General features: G+C 59.8%; 16 protein-coding genes and 3 pseudogenes. 11 read left to right on the plus strand and 8 right to left on the minus strand.

Going from position 1 to position 18,927, the window contains the following annotated elements; translation table 11 throughout:
- Nucleotides 1-109: 109 nt before the first annotated feature.
- Nucleotides 110-694, minus strand: a pseudogene (locus HKD24_RS12230) (aldehyde dehydrogenase family protein); the annotation flags it as partial.
- Nucleotides 695-895: 201 nt separating this feature from the next.
- On the opposite strand from HKD24_RS12230, the gene HKD24_RS12235 reads away from it, so the two are divergent.
- From HKD24_RS12235 to HKD24_RS12245, 3 genes are all read left to right on the plus strand, one after another.
- A complete protein-coding gene (locus HKD24_RS12235) occupies nucleotides 896-1,273 on the plus strand; it encodes a winged helix-turn-helix transcriptional regulator (protein ID WP_194260534.1) in 378 nt (125 codons plus the stop codon).
- A gap of 165 nt (nucleotides 1,274-1,438) precedes the next feature.
- On the plus strand, nucleotides 1,439-1,846 hold the full coding sequence (locus HKD24_RS12240) for a tautomerase family protein (RefSeq protein ID WP_194260564.1): 408 nt from the start codon (nucleotides 1,439-1,441) through the stop codon (nucleotides 1,844-1,846).
- A gap of 288 nt (nucleotides 1,847-2,134) precedes the next feature.
- Entirely contained in the window at nucleotides 2,135-3,334 is a 1,200-nt protein-coding gene (locus HKD24_RS12245) for a glycosyltransferase (protein WP_228124378.1), read from the plus strand.
- 73 nt (nucleotides 3,335-3,407) lie between these two features.
- On the opposite strand, the pseudogene HKD24_RS12250 reads toward HKD24_RS12245, so the two are convergent.
- The 4 genes and pseudogenes from HKD24_RS12250 to HKD24_RS12265 all read right to left on the minus strand — a co-directional run.
- Nucleotides 3,408-3,836, minus strand: a pseudogene (locus HKD24_RS12250) (class I SAM-dependent DNA methyltransferase); the annotation flags it as partial.
- Nucleotides 3,833-4,564, minus strand: coding sequence for a PIG-L deacetylase family protein (locus HKD24_RS12255; protein WP_194260536.1), 732 nt, complete (start codon nucleotides 4,562-4,564; stop codon nucleotides 3,833-3,835). The gene HKD24_RS12255 and the pseudogene HKD24_RS12250, both read right to left, overlap by 4 nt.
- Complete coding sequence (locus HKD24_RS12260; RefSeq protein WP_194260537.1) at nucleotides 4,561-5,697, minus strand: acyl-CoA dehydrogenase family protein; 1,137 nt, start codon at nucleotides 5,695-5,697, stop codon at nucleotides 4,561-4,563. The genes HKD24_RS12255 and HKD24_RS12260 overlap by 4 nt, the downstream gene beginning before the upstream one ends.
- Before the next feature lie 120 nt (nucleotides 5,698-5,817).
- Nucleotides 5,818-7,053 (minus strand): MFS transporter, encoded by a 1,236-nt coding sequence (locus HKD24_RS12265; RefSeq protein WP_194260538.1) that lies wholly within the window; start codon nucleotides 7,051-7,053, stop codon nucleotides 5,818-5,820.
- A gap of 264 nt (nucleotides 7,054-7,317) precedes the next feature.
- On the opposite strand from HKD24_RS12265, the pseudogene HKD24_RS12270 reads away from it, so the two are divergent.
- The 3 genes and pseudogenes from HKD24_RS12270 (at nucleotide 7,318) to HKD24_RS12280 (ending at nucleotide 11,078) form a co-directional block, all read left to right on the plus strand.
- Nucleotides 7,318-7,815: pseudogene (locus HKD24_RS12270) on the plus strand ((2Fe-2S)-binding protein).
- Nucleotides 7,812-8,819, plus strand: a complete 1,008-nt coding sequence (locus tag HKD24_RS12275; protein WP_194260539.1) for an FAD binding domain-containing protein — start codon at nucleotides 7,812-7,814, stop codon at nucleotides 8,817-8,819. The pseudogene HKD24_RS12270 and the gene HKD24_RS12275 overlap by 4 nt, the downstream one beginning before the upstream one ends.
- Before the next feature lie 12 nt (nucleotides 8,820-8,831).
- A complete protein-coding gene (locus tag HKD24_RS12280) occupies nucleotides 8,832-11,078 on the plus strand; it encodes a xanthine dehydrogenase family protein molybdopterin-binding subunit (protein WP_194260540.1) in 2,247 nt (748 codons plus the stop codon).
- Nucleotides 11,079-11,132: 54 nt separating this feature from the next.
- On the opposite strand, the gene HKD24_RS12285 is transcribed toward HKD24_RS12280, so the two are convergent.
- From HKD24_RS12285 to HKD24_RS12295, 3 genes are all read right to left on the minus strand, one after another.
- Nucleotides 11,133-11,993: a glucose 1-dehydrogenase gene (locus tag HKD24_RS12285; protein WP_228124379.1), complete on the minus strand. Its 861-nt coding sequence runs from the start codon at nucleotides 11,991-11,993 to the stop codon at nucleotides 11,133-11,135.
- A gap of 89 nt (nucleotides 11,994-12,082) precedes the next feature.
- Complete coding sequence (gene nhaA, locus HKD24_RS12290) at nucleotides 12,083-13,294, minus strand: Na+/H+ antiporter NhaA (RefSeq protein ID WP_194260541.1); 1,212 nt, start codon at nucleotides 13,292-13,294, stop codon at nucleotides 12,083-12,085.
- Nucleotides 13,295-13,367: 73 nt separating this feature from the next.
- Nucleotides 13,368-14,249: a LysR family transcriptional regulator gene (locus HKD24_RS12295; RefSeq protein ID WP_194260542.1), complete on the minus strand. Its 882-nt coding sequence runs from the start codon at nucleotides 14,247-14,249 to the stop codon at nucleotides 13,368-13,370.
- 121 nt (nucleotides 14,250-14,370) lie between these two features.
- Here HKD24_RS12295 and HKD24_RS12300 point away from each other — a divergent pair, with 121 nt between their 5' ends.
- From HKD24_RS12300 to HKD24_RS12320, 5 genes are read left to right on the plus strand one after another with little or no spacing between them, the layout of a single operon-like run.
- Nucleotides 14,371-15,222, plus strand: a complete 852-nt coding sequence (locus HKD24_RS12300) for a transporter substrate-binding domain-containing protein (protein ID WP_194260543.1) — start codon at nucleotides 14,371-14,373, stop codon at nucleotides 15,220-15,222.
- On the plus strand, nucleotides 15,215-15,583 hold the full coding sequence (locus HKD24_RS12305; RefSeq protein WP_407646373.1) for a (2Fe-2S)-binding protein: 369 nt from the start codon (nucleotides 15,215-15,217) through the stop codon (nucleotides 15,581-15,583). Before HKD24_RS12300 ends, HKD24_RS12305 begins: the two co-directional genes overlap by 8 nt.
- The gene (locus HKD24_RS12310) at nucleotides 15,580-17,088 is read left to right on the plus strand and encodes an FAD/NAD(P)-dependent oxidoreductase (RefSeq protein ID WP_194260544.1); all 1,509 of its coding nucleotides are present in this window, start codon (nucleotides 15,580-15,582) and stop codon (nucleotides 17,086-17,088) included. Before HKD24_RS12305 ends, HKD24_RS12310 begins: the two co-directional genes overlap by 4 nt.
- Nucleotides 17,072-18,217, plus strand: a complete 1,146-nt coding sequence (locus HKD24_RS12315) for an NAD(P)/FAD-dependent oxidoreductase (RefSeq protein ID WP_194260545.1) — start codon at nucleotides 17,072-17,074, stop codon at nucleotides 18,215-18,217. Before HKD24_RS12310 ends, HKD24_RS12315 begins: the two co-directional genes overlap by 17 nt.
- Nucleotides 18,214-18,927, plus strand: a complete 714-nt coding sequence (locus tag HKD24_RS12320; protein ID WP_194260546.1) for an ABC transporter permease — start codon at nucleotides 18,214-18,216, stop codon at nucleotides 18,925-18,927. Before HKD24_RS12315 ends, HKD24_RS12320 begins: the two co-directional genes overlap by 4 nt.

An 18,927-nucleotide genomic window follows, 5' to 3' on the forward strand; every position in this document is an offset into this window, starting at 1 on the left:
CTTCAGGATCCCTATGATCTGCTCTTCCGTAAAACGACTGCGCTTCATCCGTCCGTATCCTTCTCGATCGGACTCTACTTTTAAATGGTTACATTTCCGGGGGGCACGTCAGCTCGGCGGACTGGTCGTTATCCAGAAAGATATTGGTATAGGCGCCTACAGGGGCACCGGCATCCAGAAACAGATTTTCAAATGCGAGGGCACATTGCGGCACGTTCGGGGCGTGTTTGGCAATGACGACATTCCCCGCCATGAGATTTGGTCCTGCAACGCGGGCAAGCTGGTAATACGGGAAATTCCAGGGTTCGATACAATAAATGATCCCCAGCGGCTGATTGATGATCTTCGCCCGTCCCGTTTTCACCTTAAGCGTTGTAGGCGCAAGAAATTCTTCTGCCCCATCTGCATAGAAAGACAGGATGTCGGCCGTAACATCAATTTCCTCAAGCGCGTCAGAGAGTGCCTTGCCCATTTCCGTGGCAATCAATCGGGCATGAAGCTCACGGTCCTTGCGGAGCAGATCAGCGGCCCTGGACACCACTTTCTTACGCTCTGCAATGCTCCGCAGCTTCCAGTCCGTTTTCCAGACCTGATCGGCGCGATCCGTAATCTCTTTCATCTGTGCTGGCGTATGCAGATCAAAGCTGCGTTCGACATTTTCCGTTGTCGGATTGAGAGTCTGATAGACGATCATGTCGGCTTTTCCTCTTCGTGAAATAACAGGAACTGTAGCCAGGGACTTCTTTCCCACTATGTGTTGTCGTGAGGAAGAAAGCAGGTGATCAGGCCGAATTGAAAACAGCACCATCCTTTTGATTCTGTCATTCAAGATTGTCCCGTTGACTTTGCCACGCAAGAACGCACATAAACCGCCATTAGTGTCAGGAATGATACCATGCCGCGAACACGTCACACGATCCTAGACTGTAGTCCAAGCTGCACAGTCGAAGCCACGCTCGAACTGTTCGGCGGGAAGTGGAAAGCGCTGATCCTTTATCATCTCTTTGAGGATCAGGTACTGCGCTTTGGCGAATTCCGTCATCGCCTGCCCAATGTCACACAGCGGATGCTGACCAACCAGCTCCGGGAACTGGAAGCAGACGGTCTCGTATCGCGAACCGTGTTCCCGGTTGTACCGCCGCATGTCGAATACAGGCTGACGGAACTGGGAAAGACCCTGAAACCCGTCATTCAGGCGCTCAAGACGTGGGGGGATCAGTATGCCCATTCAGTCGAAAGAGAAAAAAAGGCGAAATCAGATCAGACCGTGTAAATCACCGCACGTTTCAGTAGATTTTAGATGCGCTTTCTGCCGAAAGTTCCCCGCATCATCCCAATAAACACCCCAAGAAAGTCAGAATTAATTTACTTCCTGAATGGGCAGATGCGTCGTCATTTTGAATTTCGGTTTCTATTGCCTGAAAACAGGAGACACGCCATGCCCCTCATTCGCTTTGACATGCTGGAAGGCCGTTCCGAAACCAAACTGGCCGCCATTCTTGATACGGCCCATCAGGCCGTACTCGACGCATTTCATGTGCCGCCCCGGGACCGCTACCAGATTGTTCATGAACACAAGAAAAGTCGTGTGCGGATCGAGGATACGGGACTGGGCATCCCCCGCACCGATAATGTGATGATCATTTCGATCACAACGCGCCCGCGCACCGTTGAGGAAAAGACGGCTTTTTTCCGCATACTGACCGAAGCGCTGGAGCAAAAATGCGGTATCGCGCCCAGTGACGTCATGGTGAATTACGTCGAAAACACCGATGCCGACTGGTCCTTCGGCAACGGAGAAGCCCAGTTTCTGAACGGAAAACTCGGTAAACCCCAACCATCATGACGGGAGAGTTCTGTCTTTTTTAAGTGATCTGAACTCTTGCCGTCTCCAGCCATTGAGTCGTCTCATTCATGGAGGCGACAATGCCTTTCTCACAAAACGACCATCCCAGAAATCCGACAAAAGCTCCCGGCTCTCCTGATGAACGGGAACATTTTGATCCTTATCCCGACAAAAGCCCGGTCATTGACGAACCGCCTGAGGAAGACACCCCCGAGAACACACATTCTCCGGAAAAGCCGGCCCACCGCGCACAGGTCCCGATGGGTCATTGAAGGCAGGTATCTGGCAATGATGAACGGACGAGCAGACACCCCCGTTACAGCAAAGTTCGGCCCTGAACATGGAAGCGTCTCCCATTTTGCTGACCGGGCTCTTTCAGCTTTCAGATCGGGCCTCGCATCCATTCGTGGACATTCCACGGTGTGGAAAAAGCAGAGAATTGTCGCAATCCCTGTATGCAATGAGGAAGAGCATATTGCTCCATGCCTTCTTGCACTGGCGGCCCAGAAAACCCTCCCGGACAAGGTTGTGCTATGGGTCAACAATACCACAGACGATACCTGTAACCGGGCACGTTCCCTGATCGACAGACTTCCGTTTGAACTGGACATCGTCGCGGTCTCCTATGACCCGGCATTGGCCAGTGCCGGTCTGGCACGACGTGACGCCATGGCCTATGCTGCCAGAGAAGCATCGCCCGATGCCATTCTTTTCACAACGGATGCCGACAGCGAAGTTGCCTCCGACTGGATCGAAAACACGCTTGCGGCTTTCGCACATTATCCCGCCGAAGCCGTTTTCGGCCGGGTTCTGTTGATGCCGGAGGAATACAGCAAAATTCCGCTTCATCTGCATGAAGATGAACAGGCTGAAAGAGCCTACGGTGCACTTCTCGAACAGATTGGGCTGATACTTTGTCCGGAAGCGCATGACCCCTGGCCCCGGCATCAGGAACATTCCGGTGCGAGCATTGCCGTCACGCATGAGGCCTGGCGCAGGACCGGCGGCATTCCGCACGTTCCCTCTGGCGAGGACAGAGCATTTTATCAGGCCCTGCGACGCAACGGGATACCGGTTCGGCATGATCTGGAAGTCAGTGTATATGTCTCGGCACGCCTTCAGGGACGGGCCCAGGGCGGCATGGCGGAAACACTGGCCCGGCGCCTGATCACGCAGGACGAATATATTGATGATGCCTTCGAGCCGGTCTCAAGACGCCTGCTGCGGATCCGCAGGGAACAAGCTTACTGGAATGCAGATCAGTATTCATTTCCTATGCAGTCCTATCCGGACATGCCGCTCGTCCATATCCGTCGTCAGGACCTTCCCAGACATCATGAACGCGCCCGGCGTGTCCTCAATGTCCTCCGTCAGCTGAAATGCCGCTTTCCAGAAGGGTTGCAGACCGGCACAGCCGGTCAATCCGATATCCCTCTCCACGCTCTGACAGATCAGACTGCCAGCCTGCCTCACGGCAGATTTGCATGAAATGCTCAGCCGCCTGGTCACCGGTACAGGGCGTATCCGTCTCTCCCGTCCAGTTTACGAGAAGGATATGCCCTGCAGGGACAAGGCTTTCCGCCACCATGACGGCAAGGCGCTGAATATCTTCTGCCGTCAGAAAATACAGAACCTCTGAAATGAGGACGAGATCACAGCCCGAAGCCTCTGCAACAGGATAATCCACAGGCAGAAATGCCCTGAGGAACGTGACATGGTCCTGTGCCCCACATCGCTGCCGCGCAATGGACAGGGCATTTTCCGACGCATCAACAGCCAGAACCCGCCCGCAACGCTGCGCCAACGCCAGCGTACCGACACCGATCGCACATCCAAGTTCAACAGCAAATGAAACAGGGCAGTCTGGAAGACACTCCAGCACCCTCGCCAGTTTCTGCTGCTCATAGGAACTGCTCTCGAACCCCCACGGATCAGAACTGCTCTGAAACAGGCGCTCGAAAACCTCCGGTTTCCACGTTTCGCGGCTCATGACGCGATGAAGATTTCATAAGGCTGGATGATTTTTCCCAGAAGATGTTCCGGCAAAACAAAACCTTTCGGATCGTCTTCCACAACCAGACCTCTCTGGCTCCGATGCGTCTCAACGGCTTTGCGTTTCCTGTCCAGAAAATCCCGCACATCAAGGCGCCATCCCATCGGGACCGACTCATCGATTTCCATATCAGGCGGAAGTGTCAGGCCCCAAACCGGATAAGCCAGTATCCTGAGATCCGGCAGAAAAGCTTTCAGTTCCTGCCCCATAATCCAGACAGCTTCGTGATCGCAGTGCGGATCATACCGCCAGGGCACCAGAACCGTGCTGCAGTCATAACGCCTGACAATCCCGGCCAACTGTTGCAAGGCATCATCCAGCCCCCTGCCTTCACTCGGCACCGCCGTGTCCCGAAATCCCAGAAACAGCAACCGTTCGGAAGGCAGACCCAGCACAGCCGCAGCCTCCCGGCTTTCCTCCTGCCTGCACTGCGCCAGTCGCTGCGGTGGCCAGGACACAGACCCCGGATGAGACGCCGATCCATCGGAAACAATCACCACCACCGGCGGCCGTCCTTCGCTAACAGCACTGGCAATAAAGCCCCCACATCCCAGACTCTCATCATCCGGATGCGGTGAGAGCACAAGCGATGTACCGGGCGCAATCTCATCCAGAGACGCAAATGGGAAACTGGTAAAATGCCTCAGCATCTCTTCGATTTTCATGCGACATCCTCCGGCCAGTCATGGCTGACGAACCAGCCCGCAGCATCAGTCAGTGCTTCATCCGGCGCCGGCTGTCTCAGATAGGTCGCCAGATCCCGCATGACCTGTTCGACGGCCCTTCCCTTCACAAAAGCCGAAAGACCCAGCCCCCTCTGCACAAGCGTGATCAGCTCCAGAGCAGCCCGTTCAACCGCCAGCCGCGCAAGATTGACGGTCGCTGTAATCTCTTCCGGACTCACCTCCGCCTCCCCATACGCCGCCTGAGCGGCCTGCCCGGTCCAGAGCGCCGCCGTTTTCTGAAGGATAAGCGCTTCTCCGATGCGACACAGCTGATGCGGATTATCCGCCCGCCCCCGCGCCACAAGCTCCTGCCGCAGCAGATCCACCAGCCGGTCCATGGCCCCGAGAGCAACGGCCGATCCGCGCCAGGCTCCGGCAGAAAACTCGGGCTGTCGCAGATAATCGCCTGCCGATCCAAGAATATCTTCGGCTGAAACAAGCAGATCAGTGAAATCATAGGCACCGGTCCCGCTCGCCTGCATGCCCGTCAGTTTTCCGGGTCCCGGTCGCCTGCGACTGGGATCGGTGGTCGGAGCAAGCACCATGACCGACGCATCATCCACGGTTGTCGCTGTAATCAACGCCAGCCCGACCTGACTGACACCGCTGGAAAACCCCTTGATCCCAAACAGCCTGTAGCCGTCGCTTTCCTTTTGGATCGTCACAGGGGGATCGCCATCCGTCACCCATATCCCTGCCAGAACTCCGCCTTTAAGCATCCGGGCCAATTTCCTGCGCTGATCTGCACTGCCATAAAGCGCAACAAGGCGAATGACATTCACATGCCCCTCAAGGCATCGGCCAAGGGAAAGGCTGAGATACCCGGTCCGTCGCAACAGGGTCAGGAGCGCACCACGTCCCGCCGGCGAACTGGCCACACCAAGCCCTCCGTCTTCGAAAGGAAGCAACGCATCCAGTGCACCGATTTTCCTTAGAGAAGCGAGCAGTTCCTCAGGAAACATATCCTCCGAAGATCGGAACGGCCTGGCCTTCCACTCCATAAACAGGCGTTGAAGCCTGTCCTGAAACACGGCAAGGCCTTCGCAGGAGATCTCCCGACCTGAATTCAACATGCCCGAGCATCCTTCCGCGTCAGCCAGCACACGCAACGTCTGGCAAGCGGTCAGGGATGCGCAGTCGAACTCCGTTTCTTGGTCACTCTTTCGAGGGCAGGCAACCCGGGACGCCGCACATCAGGCCGGATCGGAACCATGAGGATGGGTTTCCGGCATCCCCCAGGCAAACAGACAGGCCACGGCCGCCCCCGTCAGACCAAGGATCGTGAAGGTCATACTGAACCCGTAAGCCGATGCCAGTGCACCGCCCGCAAGGTTGGACAGAAGCGCTCCGATGGTCCCCAGCGCCAGACCCAGCCCGATCAGCAGATTGCGCCGGCCGCTTCCCGAAGCGATATCGGAGAGAATGGCGTAAAATAGCACCAGAATAATGCCCGAAGACAACCCGTCTAGGATCTGAACAAGAGCCAGCGTCGGCCAGCCCGCACTCAGAATTATCAGCCCGTCACGAACAGGCTGCAAAGCGAGCGCAAGAACAAAAAGCGGCTTGCGAGGCCATTGCGGCGCCTTTCTGCCCACGAGGAGTGCGACCGGCGCCATCGTTATCTGGGCCACAACAATGCAGATGGCCGTCACATCTGCCGGATTACCAAGATGGTAAAAGGCATAACGCTCGATCATGAGCGGAACAACCGCGCCATTGGCCACATTGAACAGCAGATACGTCACCAGAAAAACGGCCAGTCGCGGCTCGGACAGCAGGCTCATAACGGCATGCAGCGTCTCACGCACAGACGCCGCTTCCCGCGACTGGCCCGAAGGCTCGTCAGCCCGCGACGAAAACCCACCAACCAGGAGAAGACTGACCGCTGCAAGCCCTCCCACACCCCATAACGGCGCCACCGGCCCCATCATGCGCCCCAGAAGACTCATCAGAAAGCCGGAAGACGCATTGCCCAGATGGTTGAAGGACTCATTGCGCCCCATCCGTTCGATATAACCCCTGGCCCCTGCCGTATGATGACTGATGGCTGCCAGAATGGGCGTAAAGAGAGCCCCCGCCCCACCGGCAATAAAATGCGCCACAACAATGGGATAGAACAGCGGCACCCAAGCCATTATCGCAACAGACACAAACGTTACAACACAGCACAGAGCCATCATCAGACGGCGACGGGCAATAATATCCAGCGCCCAGCCCCCTATGAAACGCGCCAGAACGGCCCCAAGCCCGCCCGCAGCGATGGCGGCCCCGATCCGGCTGGAAGGCCAGGTCTGTATCGTCAGGAAAGCAGTCAGGAAGTTCCCGAGATTGTCCTGAACATCCGCAAGAAGAAAGCTCAGTCCGTCGAGGGAAAGATCATCCTTCCGGTGTCGGGTCTGCGCTCTGTTTTCCGTCACACTGGTTCCCATCAAAATTTTCTGACACGCCGCACGGGTACTGAAACCCGGCCGCTTCGATATTAAACGGCCAGATCCCACTCACGTTACGAAGCCGCTGAAAGAAAAATGCTTTTTCAGCCCCCGCCCGCAGTCGCCGCCCGGTTCTTCAGCCTGACAACACTTCCGTGTCCCCGAATTATCGGGAGCAGCATGAAACTTGCCGCCAGCGTTGCTCTTACACTTCGACATACCTGCAAAAATGACGCTGAACGGAGCGAATTTCCAACGACTGATGTGTCCGTCACCAGCCCCTGTCGCCTCCAGATCAATGGAGAGCCCTGCACCGTCGATATCCCACCCAGCGTCACCCTGCTGGACCTGCTCCGGGAACGTCTGGACCTCACCGGAACCAAGAAGGGCTGCGATCACGGGCAGTGCGGCGCCTGCACCGTTCTCGTCAATGGCAGGCGGGTCAAAAGCTGCCTCATCCTCGCCGTCTCGATCCCCGATGCCGAGGTCACAACGATCGAAGGTCTGAGCCGGGACGGACAGATGCACCTCATGCAACAGGCCTTTCTCGATCAGGATGCGTTTCAGTGCGGATACTGAACACCGGGCCAGATCATGTCAGCGGTAGCGCTTATGGAAGAAGGACATGTCCACACCCGCGAGGAAATCCGCGAATTCATGAGCGGCAATCTCTGCCGGTGTGGCGCCTATAACGGCATCCTCGATGCCATCGAGCAGGTCATCGCCCAGCAACAGCAGGACCGGGCCGGAGAAGCCGCATGAGACAGTTCTCCTATTCCCGCCCCGACACGCTCGATACCGCCTGCCACACACCGGACCACACGCGCTTTCTCGCCGGCGGCACCAATCTCATTGATCTGATGAAATCGGACGTCGAACGGCCCGAACATGTCGTCGATCTCAGTGCCCTGTCCATGAGCCAGATCGAGGAACGCCCGGATGGTGGCCTGCGCCTCGGCGCCCTCGCCACCAATGCCGACACGGCGGCCCATCCGCTCGTCACCGAGCGCTATCCCCTTCTGGCCTCTGCCATCCTCGCCGGTGCCAGCCCACAGATCCGCAACAGGGCCACGAACGGTGCAAACCTGAACCAGCGCACCCGCTGCCATTATTTCTATGACCCGGACATGGCCTGCAACAAGCGCTCCCCCGGTACGGGATGTTCCGCCAAAGGCGGCCGTAACCGGATCATGGCCATCCTCGGCACCAGCGATGCCTGTATCGCCACGTTCCCATCCGATATGTGCGTGGCCCTCGCGGCCCTGAACGCGACAGTGAATCTCACAGGCCCCGAAGGTGAGCGCACCGTTCCAATGCGCGACTATCACCGCCTCCCGGAAGACACGCCCTGGCAGGACAACATCCTGCGTGCCGGTGAAATCGTCACGTCCATCGATCTGCCGTCGATCTCCTTCGGCCCCCATCACACCTATCTCAAGATCCGCGACCGCCTGTCTTTCGCCTTCGCCATCGTCTCCGTCGCAACGGGGCTACAGATGGAAAACAACACGATCCGCAAGGCCTGCATCGCCATGGGTGGCGTCGGCACAAAACCCTGGTGCGTCCCGGAGGCCGAAGCCCTCCTTGAGGGGAAAGCGCCGTCCCCCTCCCTGTTCCGCGACGCTGCCGAATGCCTGCTGCAAGGTGCTGTCACTGATCGAGATAACGCCGCAAAACTGAAGCTGGCCCCCCGCGTGATCATCCGCGCCCTTTCGCAGGCCTCTGCAGGCACGCCCCAGTCCCAGACGCAAAAGACCATTTTCTGAAAGAACCCGGGTATGACCCTCCATTCAGCAAAAATCGGACAGCCCGTCTCCCGGATCGATGGCCTTGCCAAGGTGACGGGACAGGCCCGCTATGCCGCCGAACCCCATCCTGCCGGCATGCTGTACGGTTTCATCGTCAACAGCCCCATCGCCCGCGGCCGGATCGAGGCGATCCGGGATGAGGCCGCCCGCGCAGTGCCGGGTGTGGTGGAGATCATGACGCATCTCAACCGCCCCCACAGCGCGCTTTTTGAAAAATCCTACATGGATGGTCTGAGCGTCCCCGGCTCTCCCTACAGACCACTGCATGACGCGGAAATCAGCTTCAACGGTCAGCCCGTTGCCGTTGTTTTGGCAGAGACATTCGAAGCCGCCCGTGAAGCCGCCATGCTCCTCGAAGTGGATTACGAACGCTGGCCGCATAACGCGGATTTCGAAGCGTCCCTGCACCAGAAATACATGCCGGGCAAAACCCGCAGCAACTATGTCCCGCCCAAATCACGCGGAAACGCTGCCGAGGCCTATGCCCTCAGCCCGATCAAGGTCGAAGGGCGCTACCACCTCGCCCCCGAACATCACAATCCCATGGAGATGCACGCAACCACCGTCCTCGCCGAAGATGACGGCAGCTTCACGGTCTGGGACAAGACACAGGGTCCGCAGGCCGTCCAAGCCTATCTGACCAGCGCCCTGTCTCTTTCAAAAGATCAGATCCGCGTGCGCAATCCCTATGTCGGCGGAGCATTCGGCTCCGGCCTGCGCGCCCAGCACAACGTCTTCCTCGCAGCGCTGGGCGCAAAAATGCTCAAGCGCTCGGTCCGGATCACCCTGACACGCCCGCAGATGTTCACCCATGTCTTCCGTCCGGAAGCCGTCATGGACATCGCGCTCGGCGCGCAGCCGGATGGCACGTTGCAGTCCATGATCGTCGATGGCGTAACGGACACGTCGCGCTTTGAGCACAACATGGAAAATCTCGTGATTTGGGGCCTGATCAACTACAAATGCCCCAACGCCACGGCCGATTACAAAGTCGCCCCGCGTGACACCTACACTTCCAGCGACATGCGTGCTCCCGGAGCCGCCACGGGCGTCAATCTCTTTGAAATGGCCATCGATGAAATGGCCTATGCCTGCAACATGGACCCGCTGGCCTTTCGCCTGCACAACTATTCCGACATCGACGCCATGCATGACATGCCCCTGACCAGCAAGGCGCTGAAAGAGGCCATGCATGAGGGCGCAGAACGGTTCGGCTGGTACAACCGCCCAATGGCCCCGAAAACCATGCGTGACGGAAAAGAGCTGATCGGCTGGGGCATGGCGACAGGCATCTGGGACGCGATGTTCTCCCCCACTTCGGCCCGCGCCACACTGACCGCAGACGGACGCCTGCACATCGCAACTGCGGCCTCTGATATCGGAACCGGAACCTACACAATCCTGGCCCAGACCGCTTCGGAAACCTTCGGAATCCCTATCGAGATGATCGATATCGAACTGGGCGATTCAACCCTTCCCGAATGCCCGACGGAAGGCGGCTCATGGACAGCCGCCTCCGCAGGCGCCGCCGTCTGGCTCGCCTGCCAAAGCCTGCGCGAGAAGCTGTTTAAGGCTGTAGGCAAAAGCGGAAACATTTCCGCTTGGCTGACGGAAGGACTGTCGAACAAGACCACAGTGCTAAAGGACGGATTTCTTCAGGATAAAGGCGCAGATGAAAACCTCAGACTGTCCCTCTCCGAAGCCCTGTCCCTGACAGGTCAGGAAAAGCTCGAAGTCGAGGAAACAGCAAAGCCGGGCCTGCGCGGCACCATCAGCCAGATGAGAAAAGCCCGCTTCACACACAGCGCGGTCTTCTGCGAGGTCCGCGTGGATGAGGAACTTGGCATTGTCCGCGTGACACGGCTGGTCAATGCTGTCGCGGCCGGTCGCATCATGAACCCCAAAACTGCAGCCAGTCAGGTCCGTGGCGCCATGGTCATGGCAACAGGCATGGCACTTCACGAAGAGTCCCTGATGGACGAACGCGTCGGCCGCTTCATGAACCACAATTTCGCCGAGTATCACATCCCGGCCCATGCCGACATTCCGGACATGGAGGTTCTTTTCGTCGAGGAAAAAGACCGGGAAGTCAGCCCGCTCGGGGTCAAGGGCGTGGGCGAAATCGGCATGTGCGGAACAGCCGCCGCCATCGCCAACGCCATCTTCCATGCCACGGGCCAGCGCCACCGCAGCCTGCCCATCACACCCGGAAGCTGATGATCCCCAAACCTCTTCCGACACACCAGCCGGAAGAGGCGCAGAGAAACATCCTCAGCCGTTAATGATCATACCGCCATTCACATGCAGCGTCTGTCCTGTCACGAAGGACGCATCTTCGCTCGCCAGGTAGACATAGGCCGGACCAAGCTCGGCCGGATCACCACAACGCCCCATCGGCGTATCCTTGCCTAGATCGGCCACGGACTGCGGATCAACGACACCCCAGCTCGCCGGCTGAAGCGGCGTCCAGACCGGCCCCGGCGCCACGGCATTCACCCGGATCCCCTTCGACACCAGCTGAAGCGCAAGAGACCGCGTCATCCCCATCTCCGCCGCCTTGGTCGTGGAATAGGCCAGAAGCGCCTTGTTTCCCGCAAACGCATTGATGGATGACGTGTTGACGATGGCGCTTCCCTTCTTCAGATGCGCAAGCGCCGCCCGGACGAGATAGAAATAGCCGTTGATATTGGTGTCCATATGGCGCTGCCATTCCTCATCAGAGATGGCTTCGATGTCTTCCTCGACAATCTGCACGCCGGCATTGTTGACGAGAATATCGAGACCGCCCAGCTCATCCACCGTGCGTGCGACGGCATCATTGCAGACCTGACTGGAAGAGACATCACCGGCAATGGCCAGCCCCTTGCGCCCTTCCTTCTCAATGAGCCGAACAGTCTCCTGTGCATCCTCATGCTCCTCCAGATAGAGGATCGCCACATCCGCACCCTCACGAGCGAAATGGATAGCCGCAGCACGTCCGATCCCGCTATCGCCACCGCTGATCAGGGCCTTCTTTCCCTCAAGCTTACCGCTTCCACGATAATCAGGCCGGATATGAATGGCCTTAGGCTGCATCAGTCCTTCAAGACCGGGCTGGTGATCCTGCGATTGCGGAAGAATATGATCAGGCATGAAACAGTACTCCAAAAGAGTTCTGGCGCTTTCAGGGGTCAGCACCTCTGCCATGATCAACCATCGAAGCCGACAAGTGTTGCCTCAACTCATCCTGTCGCGGCCCCGGATGAAGCATAGTTCATGGAAAACCGCAGCCACAACCAGCCGACCAGCGCAGAAAAAACAGAGCCGGCAAAGATGCCCAGCCTGGCGGAAGATGCGAGGTCCGGCGCGGGAAAAGCCAGCCCGGCAATAAACAGACTGATCGTAAATCCGATCCCGCACAGCAGCGACAGACCAAAAATCATCCTCGTGGATGTTGCGACCGGAAGGTCGGCAATTTTCAACTTTGTCGCGATCCATGTCGCACCAAAAACGCCCAGAGGTTTGCCGATCACAAGCCCTGCCATGATCCCCAGCGGAACAGCCTTCAGCATCATTTCCGGACGGAAACCCGTCAGCGACACCCCCACATTCATGAAGCCAAACAGCGGCAGAACACCCCAGGTCACGAAAGGTCCCAGCTCAGCCGCTACCCGCTCAAGCGGAGACGCGTCTCCCACAACCCGTCCGGACACACCCGCAGGCAGACACAGCCCGGTCACAACCCCGGCAAGTGTCGGATGCAGACCGGAATACCGCAGCGCGATCCACAGCAGAACGCCCCCGATCCCATAATTCCACAGGTTCATGATCCCGGCCCTGTTCGCCCCGATCAGCGCTCCCGTAAGGATCATGACGGCACCCATCGCCGGCCAATACAGGGCGTGCCCGTAGAACAGGGCAATCACCATAATCCCCAGAACATCGTCGAAAATGGCCAGTGCCATCAGCCAGGCTCGGGCCCCCGGAGACACGTGTCTGCCAAGAGCCAGAATGATCGGCAGCGTAAACGCGGCATCCGTTGCAACCGGAACAGCCCAACCCCGGACCGCCTCCGGATGCCCATATGTTACCAGCAGATATATCAAGGCAGGCACGATCATCCCACCCACCGCCCCGATGAGCGGAAGGGCGATACGGCGGAATGACGAGAGATGCCCGGAGACAACTTCCTTTCTGATCTCAAGAATAACCACCAGAAAGAACAGGCTCATCAGCCCGTCCGATACCCATGCACCAACTGTCCCCGGACCGCCCGCTCCCAGCCAGGAAAGCCGCAAAGGAAATGTCGTCAGGCCAGCATAAGCTGAGGCCCATGGTGAATTCGCCAGAACAAGCCCTGTAAGCGACGCAAGCAGAAGAGCAGAAGCCCCCCATGCGGGAGACGCCAGAAGACGTCTGAGATACGCACGGGGTCCGGCAGAAAAGTCAGTCATTCCGTCTTGTTGGAGGATACGGATCATCAGCACAAGCGACCACTGTTACACGGGATCGTCCTGTGCCCGTTTGTCAGGAATTTCGGCTGGACTGACGCAGCGCTTCAAACAGCGTTCTGATAACCGGCCGGACACCATGACCGGAAAACTGCTCGATATAGTAATTCCCCAACCCTGAAATAGCAGGGAGAACAGTGCAGACACTCAGCCCCAGCGCTTTAACCAGATTCTGGGACGCAGGCCAGGGAACAAGGGCCAGAGCCGAACTTTCCTTGACCATCATGAGCGCCAGCGGGGTCATGTCCACCGATTCCACCATCAGGGAAGGCTCGTCGGAAAGCCCGGGATAGCGGGCCAGCAACGTGTTCCACCCGACCGCATGTGACCTGACGTCAAGCAGCTTGAAACCGACGACATCATTTGCCGAAGTGATCCGCTCCACATCCTGCGGCTGACCCACAACAACATGGCTGATCCCCATCAGCCATCCCGGATGCTCCCGCGTCGACATGGCATAATCGAAACGGATGGCAAGATCCGGCTCCCGGTGCCTCTGGGAGTCTTCGATAATGACATCCACCCGCACGGAAGGATGGTTTTTTTCAAACTCGCACAAGCGCCGCGGCAGCCAGCTCATCGCCATCAATTGGCTGGCAACAAGAGAGACGCGCTCCACATCCCGTCTGGGAAACAGTGCAGCGGATTTCGCCTCTATGGCCCGGAGGGAAACCTGAACGGTAGGAAGAAATTCGTTGCCTTCCTGCCTCAGCCTGACCTTGTTGGCACTGCGCAGGAACAGGGGCTTCTTGAGATAGGTCTCTAGCGCAAGGATCTGCTGGCTGACAGCGGCGGCCGACATGTTCAATTCACGCCCAGCGGACGCAAAACTCTGGTGCCGTGCCGCGGCATCAAAGACGCGAAGCCAGTTCAGGGACGGAATACGATGAGGCTGCATTCCTCAAGCGTAAGCTCAGCTTATGCTTTCTGCCAAGAAGAAATATATTCCGATATCGCATTCAACGCCATAAAGCGGTGAGTGAGCCTTTTTTGCAAACGTCTCAGCGGAAACTCCATGGATGTCTGTTCGTGCGACATGTCTGCTCCTTCCGTTTCTGCTTCTGGCCTTTCCGCCCCTTGCCACCGCAGAGGATCTTCCCCGCCACATCACGATTGGCACGGAAGGCACCTATCCGCCCTGGACCTTCGCAAAGCCAGACGGCTCCTATGCCGGCTATGAAATGGATCTCGTGAAGGTTCTCTGCCAGCGGATGCACGCAACCTGCAAGGTCGTCACACAGGACTGGAACGGGCTTATCCCCGGGCTTCGCGTAGGGCAGTACGACGCCATCATCGCCTCCATGGACGTTACGGACGAGCGGCGCAAAGTTGTCTCGTTCTCGCATCCCTATACCCGGGCGCCGAACGGTTTTCTGACATCGGGCACAGGGTCCCTGACCCGTCTGGCCCATACGGGTGTGCCTTTTGACCTGACGCGCGGGCCGCAGGAGGCACAGGCGGCCCTTGCGGAGCTGAAGACTGCCCTGGCCGGGAAGGTCATCGGGGTGCAGACGGGCTCGACGGCGGCGGGGTTTGCCGATGCCTATCTTCAGGGCCTGAAGATCATGGAATACCCTTCCCTCGACCAGCTTGGACTGGAGCTGATTGCCGGGCGCATCGATATTGCCATCGCCAATGTCACCACCTTCGGGACGATGATGGAGGCGGCTCCCCAAGGGGCGCTCGTCATGACCGGGCCGACATTCTCGGGCGGAGTGCTGGGGTCGAACACGACCAATATCGCCTTCCGCCCGGATGATGATGCGCTGCGCAATGCCTTTGACGCGGCCCTGACATCCGTCAATCGCGACGGCACCAATCAGAAGCTGTCAGAAAAATGGTTCGGCACGGACATCTCGATCCATGAATGAGTCCTTAACCCGCCCCGCCTTTGCCTATTCCTCTGGCCTTCAACCGGGACCGAAGATGTTTTCAGACCTCGCCCCCCTCACCGATGCGGTCACCCTGTCTGTTGACGGGCAGCCGGTCCGAGCCCGTGCGGGTGAGACCGTTGCGGCCTGTCTGCTGCGGGCCGGGGTGCCGTATAACCGCCTGACACCGGTTTCCGGCGCCCCACGCCTGCCCTACTGCATGATCGGGCACTGTTTTGAATGTCTCGTCGAAATCGACGGGATCGGGAACCGGCAGGCCTGCCTGACGCTGGTGCGCGACGGCATGAAGGTACGCCGGCAGGACGGGGCGCCACCGGCGCTGGAGCCGTCCGTCCCATGAGCATCAACGCGCCTCTCCCTGATGCGGATGTCATCATCGTCGGTTGCGGGCCGTCCGGAATGGCGGCTGCGGTCGAACTGGCGGAAGCAGGCTGCTCCGTCATCGTACTGGACATGCAGCCCACGCCCGGCGGCCAGATTTTCCGGAACCTTGAAGCCAATCTGTGCGACACGAGCCTCGCAGGCCAGAGCCTTCTGGCCGCGCTGGGGCCTGCCTATCGGGCAGGTGCGGATCTGATCCAACGTTTCAGGGCCTGTTCCAGAATTGATTACCGGCCGCAGACCACCGTGTGGGAAGTGCGGCCCGATGGAACCGTGGGCTGGCTGCAGGGCATGAATGTCGGATATGTGCGGGGGCGGCAGGTTCTGCTCGCGCATGGAGCGATGGAGCGGCCTGTGCCGTTCCCGGGCTGGACACTGCCCGGCGTCATGACGGCCGGTGCGGTGCAGACGCTGCTCAAGGCCGGGCATCTGAAGCCTTCGGGCAGGATCGTTCTGGCGGGGACGGGGCCGCTACTGCTGCTGCTGGCCAACCAGTTGCACCAGCTTGGCGTCAAACCGGCGCTAGTGGGCCGGACCGACCGGCTTTCCGATAGTGTGCGAGCTATGCGGCATCTGCGTCCGGGTGGGCTTGTGCTGCTTGTGAAGGGGCTGGGCTGGCTGGGGCGTCTGAAGCTGGCGGGTGTGAAATCCGTGACGGGGCTTGAGAACCTGGCCGCGGATGGGGCGCAGAGCGTCGAGAGCGTGAGCTTTACGGTTGGGGGCAAACGGCAGACGCTGCCCTGTGATCTGCTGATCGTGCATGACGGCATCGTGCCCGCCATCGATATTCCCAATGCGGCCGGGCTGCGTCTGCAATGGGACGGGCCCAATGCGAGCTGGCGTCCGGCGACGACGCCGGATGGGCTGGGCGCCTCCACTCTTCCGCCGGAAATGTCCGCAGGGCCGTGCGTGCTGCGTGTTACGGGTGATGCCCGGAAGATCGGGGGCGCGGATGCGGCCATGGCGCATGGCAGAGTGGCCGCGCAGGCCATTCTGGCGGCGCTGGATCATGGTGCGGGGCCGTCCGCAGAGGCTCTGCGGGCGGTCGATAAGGCGCTGTCCGTGCGTCCGTTTCTGGATGCGGCGTTTCCGCCCGGCTTAGCGCAGGATCTGCCGGATGATGACACGATCGTCTGCCGCTGCGAGGAGCTGACGGCCGGGGATCTGCGGGCGAAAATCCGCTCGGGCTTTCGGAACATGGATGCGCTGCGCGGCGAAACACGCTGCGGCATGGGGCCGTGTCAGGGCCGGAACTGCATGGTGACGGCGGCACGGCTGCTTCAGGATGAGACGCGTGCTGCGGGTTGCCTGCCGACGTTCCGGGGACGGCCGCCGATCCGGCCGATCCCGCTTGGGGCGGTGGCGAGGCTGTCGGGTCTTGCCCCCCGCGCCACCATCCGGCTGACACTTGAAGACAAGCCCGAAAATGCATCAGAGGATACGGTCGATGCCCCGGCAGAATGAAACCGCTCTGATCATCGGTGCCGGACTTCAGGGTTGTTCGATCGCCCTGTTCCTGGCGCGTGCGGGCTGGAATGTCACGCTGCTCGACAAGAATGTCGCGGGGCGTCATGCCTCCAGCGTCAATGCGGGGGGCCTGCGGACGCTGATGCGGGACTGGCGGGAATATCCGCTGTCCGAACTGGCCATGGAGCACTGGCGGCATCTCGACCGGCTCGTCGGCGCGATAGCGGCGGAAAGCTGTGAGGTTCGGCTCGGCGTCGGGCAGATCGCGGTGGCGCTTGATGAGGCGGAGATGTCCTGGACGCTGGGCCGCGTGCAGGAGATGGAGCGGCGGGGACTGGGGACGGAAGAGCTTCTCTCCGCCACGGAAGTCCGGAAGATGCTGCCCGGTCTGACGGATCAGGCTCTGGGCGGGCTTGTTTCGCGCGGGGACGGACATGCCAATCCGGCCGCGTCGACCCGGGCTTTCAGGCAGGCCGCCATGGCGGCGGGGGCAAAAATCGTCGAGAACTGCCGTGTTCTGGGGCTGGAGCGTCTGCCGGGCGGCGGATGGTCCGTTGCGTCATCGTCGGGGCGGTATGAGGTGGGCATGCTGGTCAACTGCGCCGGGGCCTGGGGAGCGCAGGTGGCGGCCATGGCGGGGCAGACGCTGCCGCTGAAGGTGGTCGCCCCCTCCATGATGGTCACGGCACGGGCGCAGCCGTTCCTTGAGCCCGTTGTCATCGGGATCGACCGTCCGCTGTCCTTCAAGCAGAGCGCTGTTGGATCGCTGGTGATCGGCGGGGGCATTCTTGGAAAGCCCTGTGCGGATCATGACACGTCCTTTACGGTCATGGACCGGATGCCCGAGGGCGCGGCCGCCACGCTTGAGGCGTTCCCGGCCCTGGCGCATGTGCCGGTCCTGCGGACATGGACCGGGCTTGAAGGCGCGACGCCGGACGGGATTCCCGTGATCGGGCCGGGCGAAGGCACGCCGGATCTGTGGCATGTCTTCGGGTTCTGCGGGCATGGGTTCCAGCTTTCGCCGGCGGTGGGCGATGTTGTGGGACGCTCTCTGGTCAGCGGGACGGTTGATCCGCTGCTTGCGCCGTTCAGCGGCAGGCGCTTTGACGCGGGAGACGCCGCGTGAGCACACCGGCCTTCACGCTCATCGGGTTTGGCCCGGAAGGCTGGGGGAAGCTCCTGCTGCTGGCGGCCGGGCTGACGCTCGTGGCGGCGGTATGCAGCTTTGCTCTGGGCAGTCTGCTTGGAGCGGCAGGGGCGGTGCTCAAGCTGGCATCGTCGCGGAGTCTGCGGGGAATTGGCACTTTTTACACGACGGTTTTTCGCGGGATTCCGGAGATCCTCGTCGTCTATCTGTTCTATTTCGGGGGCTCGCTCGCGCTGACGCGGCTGATGCATCTGGCGGGGTTTCCGGGGTTCTTCTCCCTGCCCTTTTTCATCATCGGTGTCGTGGCCATCGGGTTGGTTTCGGGGGCCTATCAGACCGAGGCCTATCGCAGCGCCTATCTGCGCCTCGAACGCGGGCAGATCGAGGCGGGCAAGGCCTGCGGCATGTCCAGGTTTGTCCTGCTGTGGCGTGTCATAGCGCCGCAGACCCTGCGGTTTGCGCTGCCTGCCCTGGGCAATATCTGGCAGTCCGTCCTGAAAGAGACGGCGCTTTTGTCCATCATCGGGCTTATCGAGCTTCTGCGGCAGTCCACGATCGCGTCCGGCGCGACACGGCAGCCGCTGCTGTTCTACGGTGTGGCTGCTCTGCTTTATCTTGTCATGGGGCAGATCACGGCGCTGGGCATCCGGACTGTCGAGAAACGTCTTGCACGCTGCTGGGGGCGATAG

The organism is Gluconobacter vitians, from assembly GCF_015244565.1.
Classification (GTDB): Bacteria; Pseudomonadota; Alphaproteobacteria; order Acetobacterales; family Acetobacteraceae; genus Gluconobacter; species Gluconobacter vitians.

Excerpts from the sequence above, each read along its gene's own strand:
- HKD24_RS12240 (WP_194260564.1), top strand. The coding sequence starts at position 1,439 with ATGCCCCTCATTCGCTTTGACATGCTGGAAGGCCGTTCCGAAACCAAA.
- HKD24_RS12255 (WP_194260536.1), bottom strand. The coding sequence starts at position 4,564 with ATGAAAATCGAAGAGATGCTGAGGCATTTTACCAGTTTCCCATTTGCG.
- HKD24_RS12265 (WP_194260538.1), bottom strand. The coding sequence starts at position 7,053 with ATGGGAACCAGTGTGACGGAAAACAGAGCGCAGACCCGACACCGGAAG.
- HKD24_RS12305 (WP_407646373.1), top strand. The coding sequence starts at position 15,215 with ATGAATGAGTCCTTAACCCGCCCCGCCTTTGCCTATTCCTCTGGCCTT.
- HKD24_RS12235 (WP_194260534.1), top strand. The coding sequence starts at position 896 with ATGCCGCGAACACGTCACACGATCCTAGACTGTAGTCCAAGCTGCACA.
- HKD24_RS12315 (WP_194260545.1), top strand. The coding sequence starts at position 17,072 with ATGCCCCGGCAGAATGAAACCGCTCTGATCATCGGTGCCGGACTTCAG.
- HKD24_RS12280 (WP_194260540.1), top strand. The coding sequence starts at position 8,832 with ATGACCCTCCATTCAGCAAAAATCGGACAGCCCGTCTCCCGGATCGAT.
- nhaA (WP_194260541.1), bottom strand. The coding sequence starts at position 13,294 with ATGACTGACTTTTCTGCCGGACCCCGTGCGTATCTCAGACGTCTTCTG.
- HKD24_RS12260 (WP_194260537.1), bottom strand. The coding sequence starts at position 5,697 with ATGTTGAATTCAGGTCGGGAGATCTCCTGCGAAGGCCTTGCCGTGTTT.
- HKD24_RS12285 (WP_228124379.1), bottom strand. The coding sequence starts at position 11,993 with ATGCCTGATCATATTCTTCCGCAATCGCAGGATCACCAGCCCGGTCTT.
- HKD24_RS12310 (WP_194260544.1), top strand. The coding sequence starts at position 15,580 with ATGAGCATCAACGCGCCTCTCCCTGATGCGGATGTCATCATCGTCGGT.
- HKD24_RS12295 (WP_194260542.1), bottom strand. The coding sequence starts at position 14,249 with ATGCAGCCTCATCGTATTCCGTCCCTGAACTGGCTTCGCGTCTTTGAT.
- HKD24_RS12245 (WP_228124378.1), top strand. The coding sequence starts at position 2,135 with ATGATGAACGGACGAGCAGACACCCCCGTTACAGCAAAGTTCGGCCCT.
- HKD24_RS12300 (WP_194260543.1), top strand. The coding sequence starts at position 14,371 with ATGTCTGTTCGTGCGACATGTCTGCTCCTTCCGTTTCTGCTTCTGGCC.
- HKD24_RS12275 (WP_194260539.1), top strand. The coding sequence starts at position 7,812 with ATGAGACAGTTCTCCTATTCCCGCCCCGACACGCTCGATACCGCCTGC.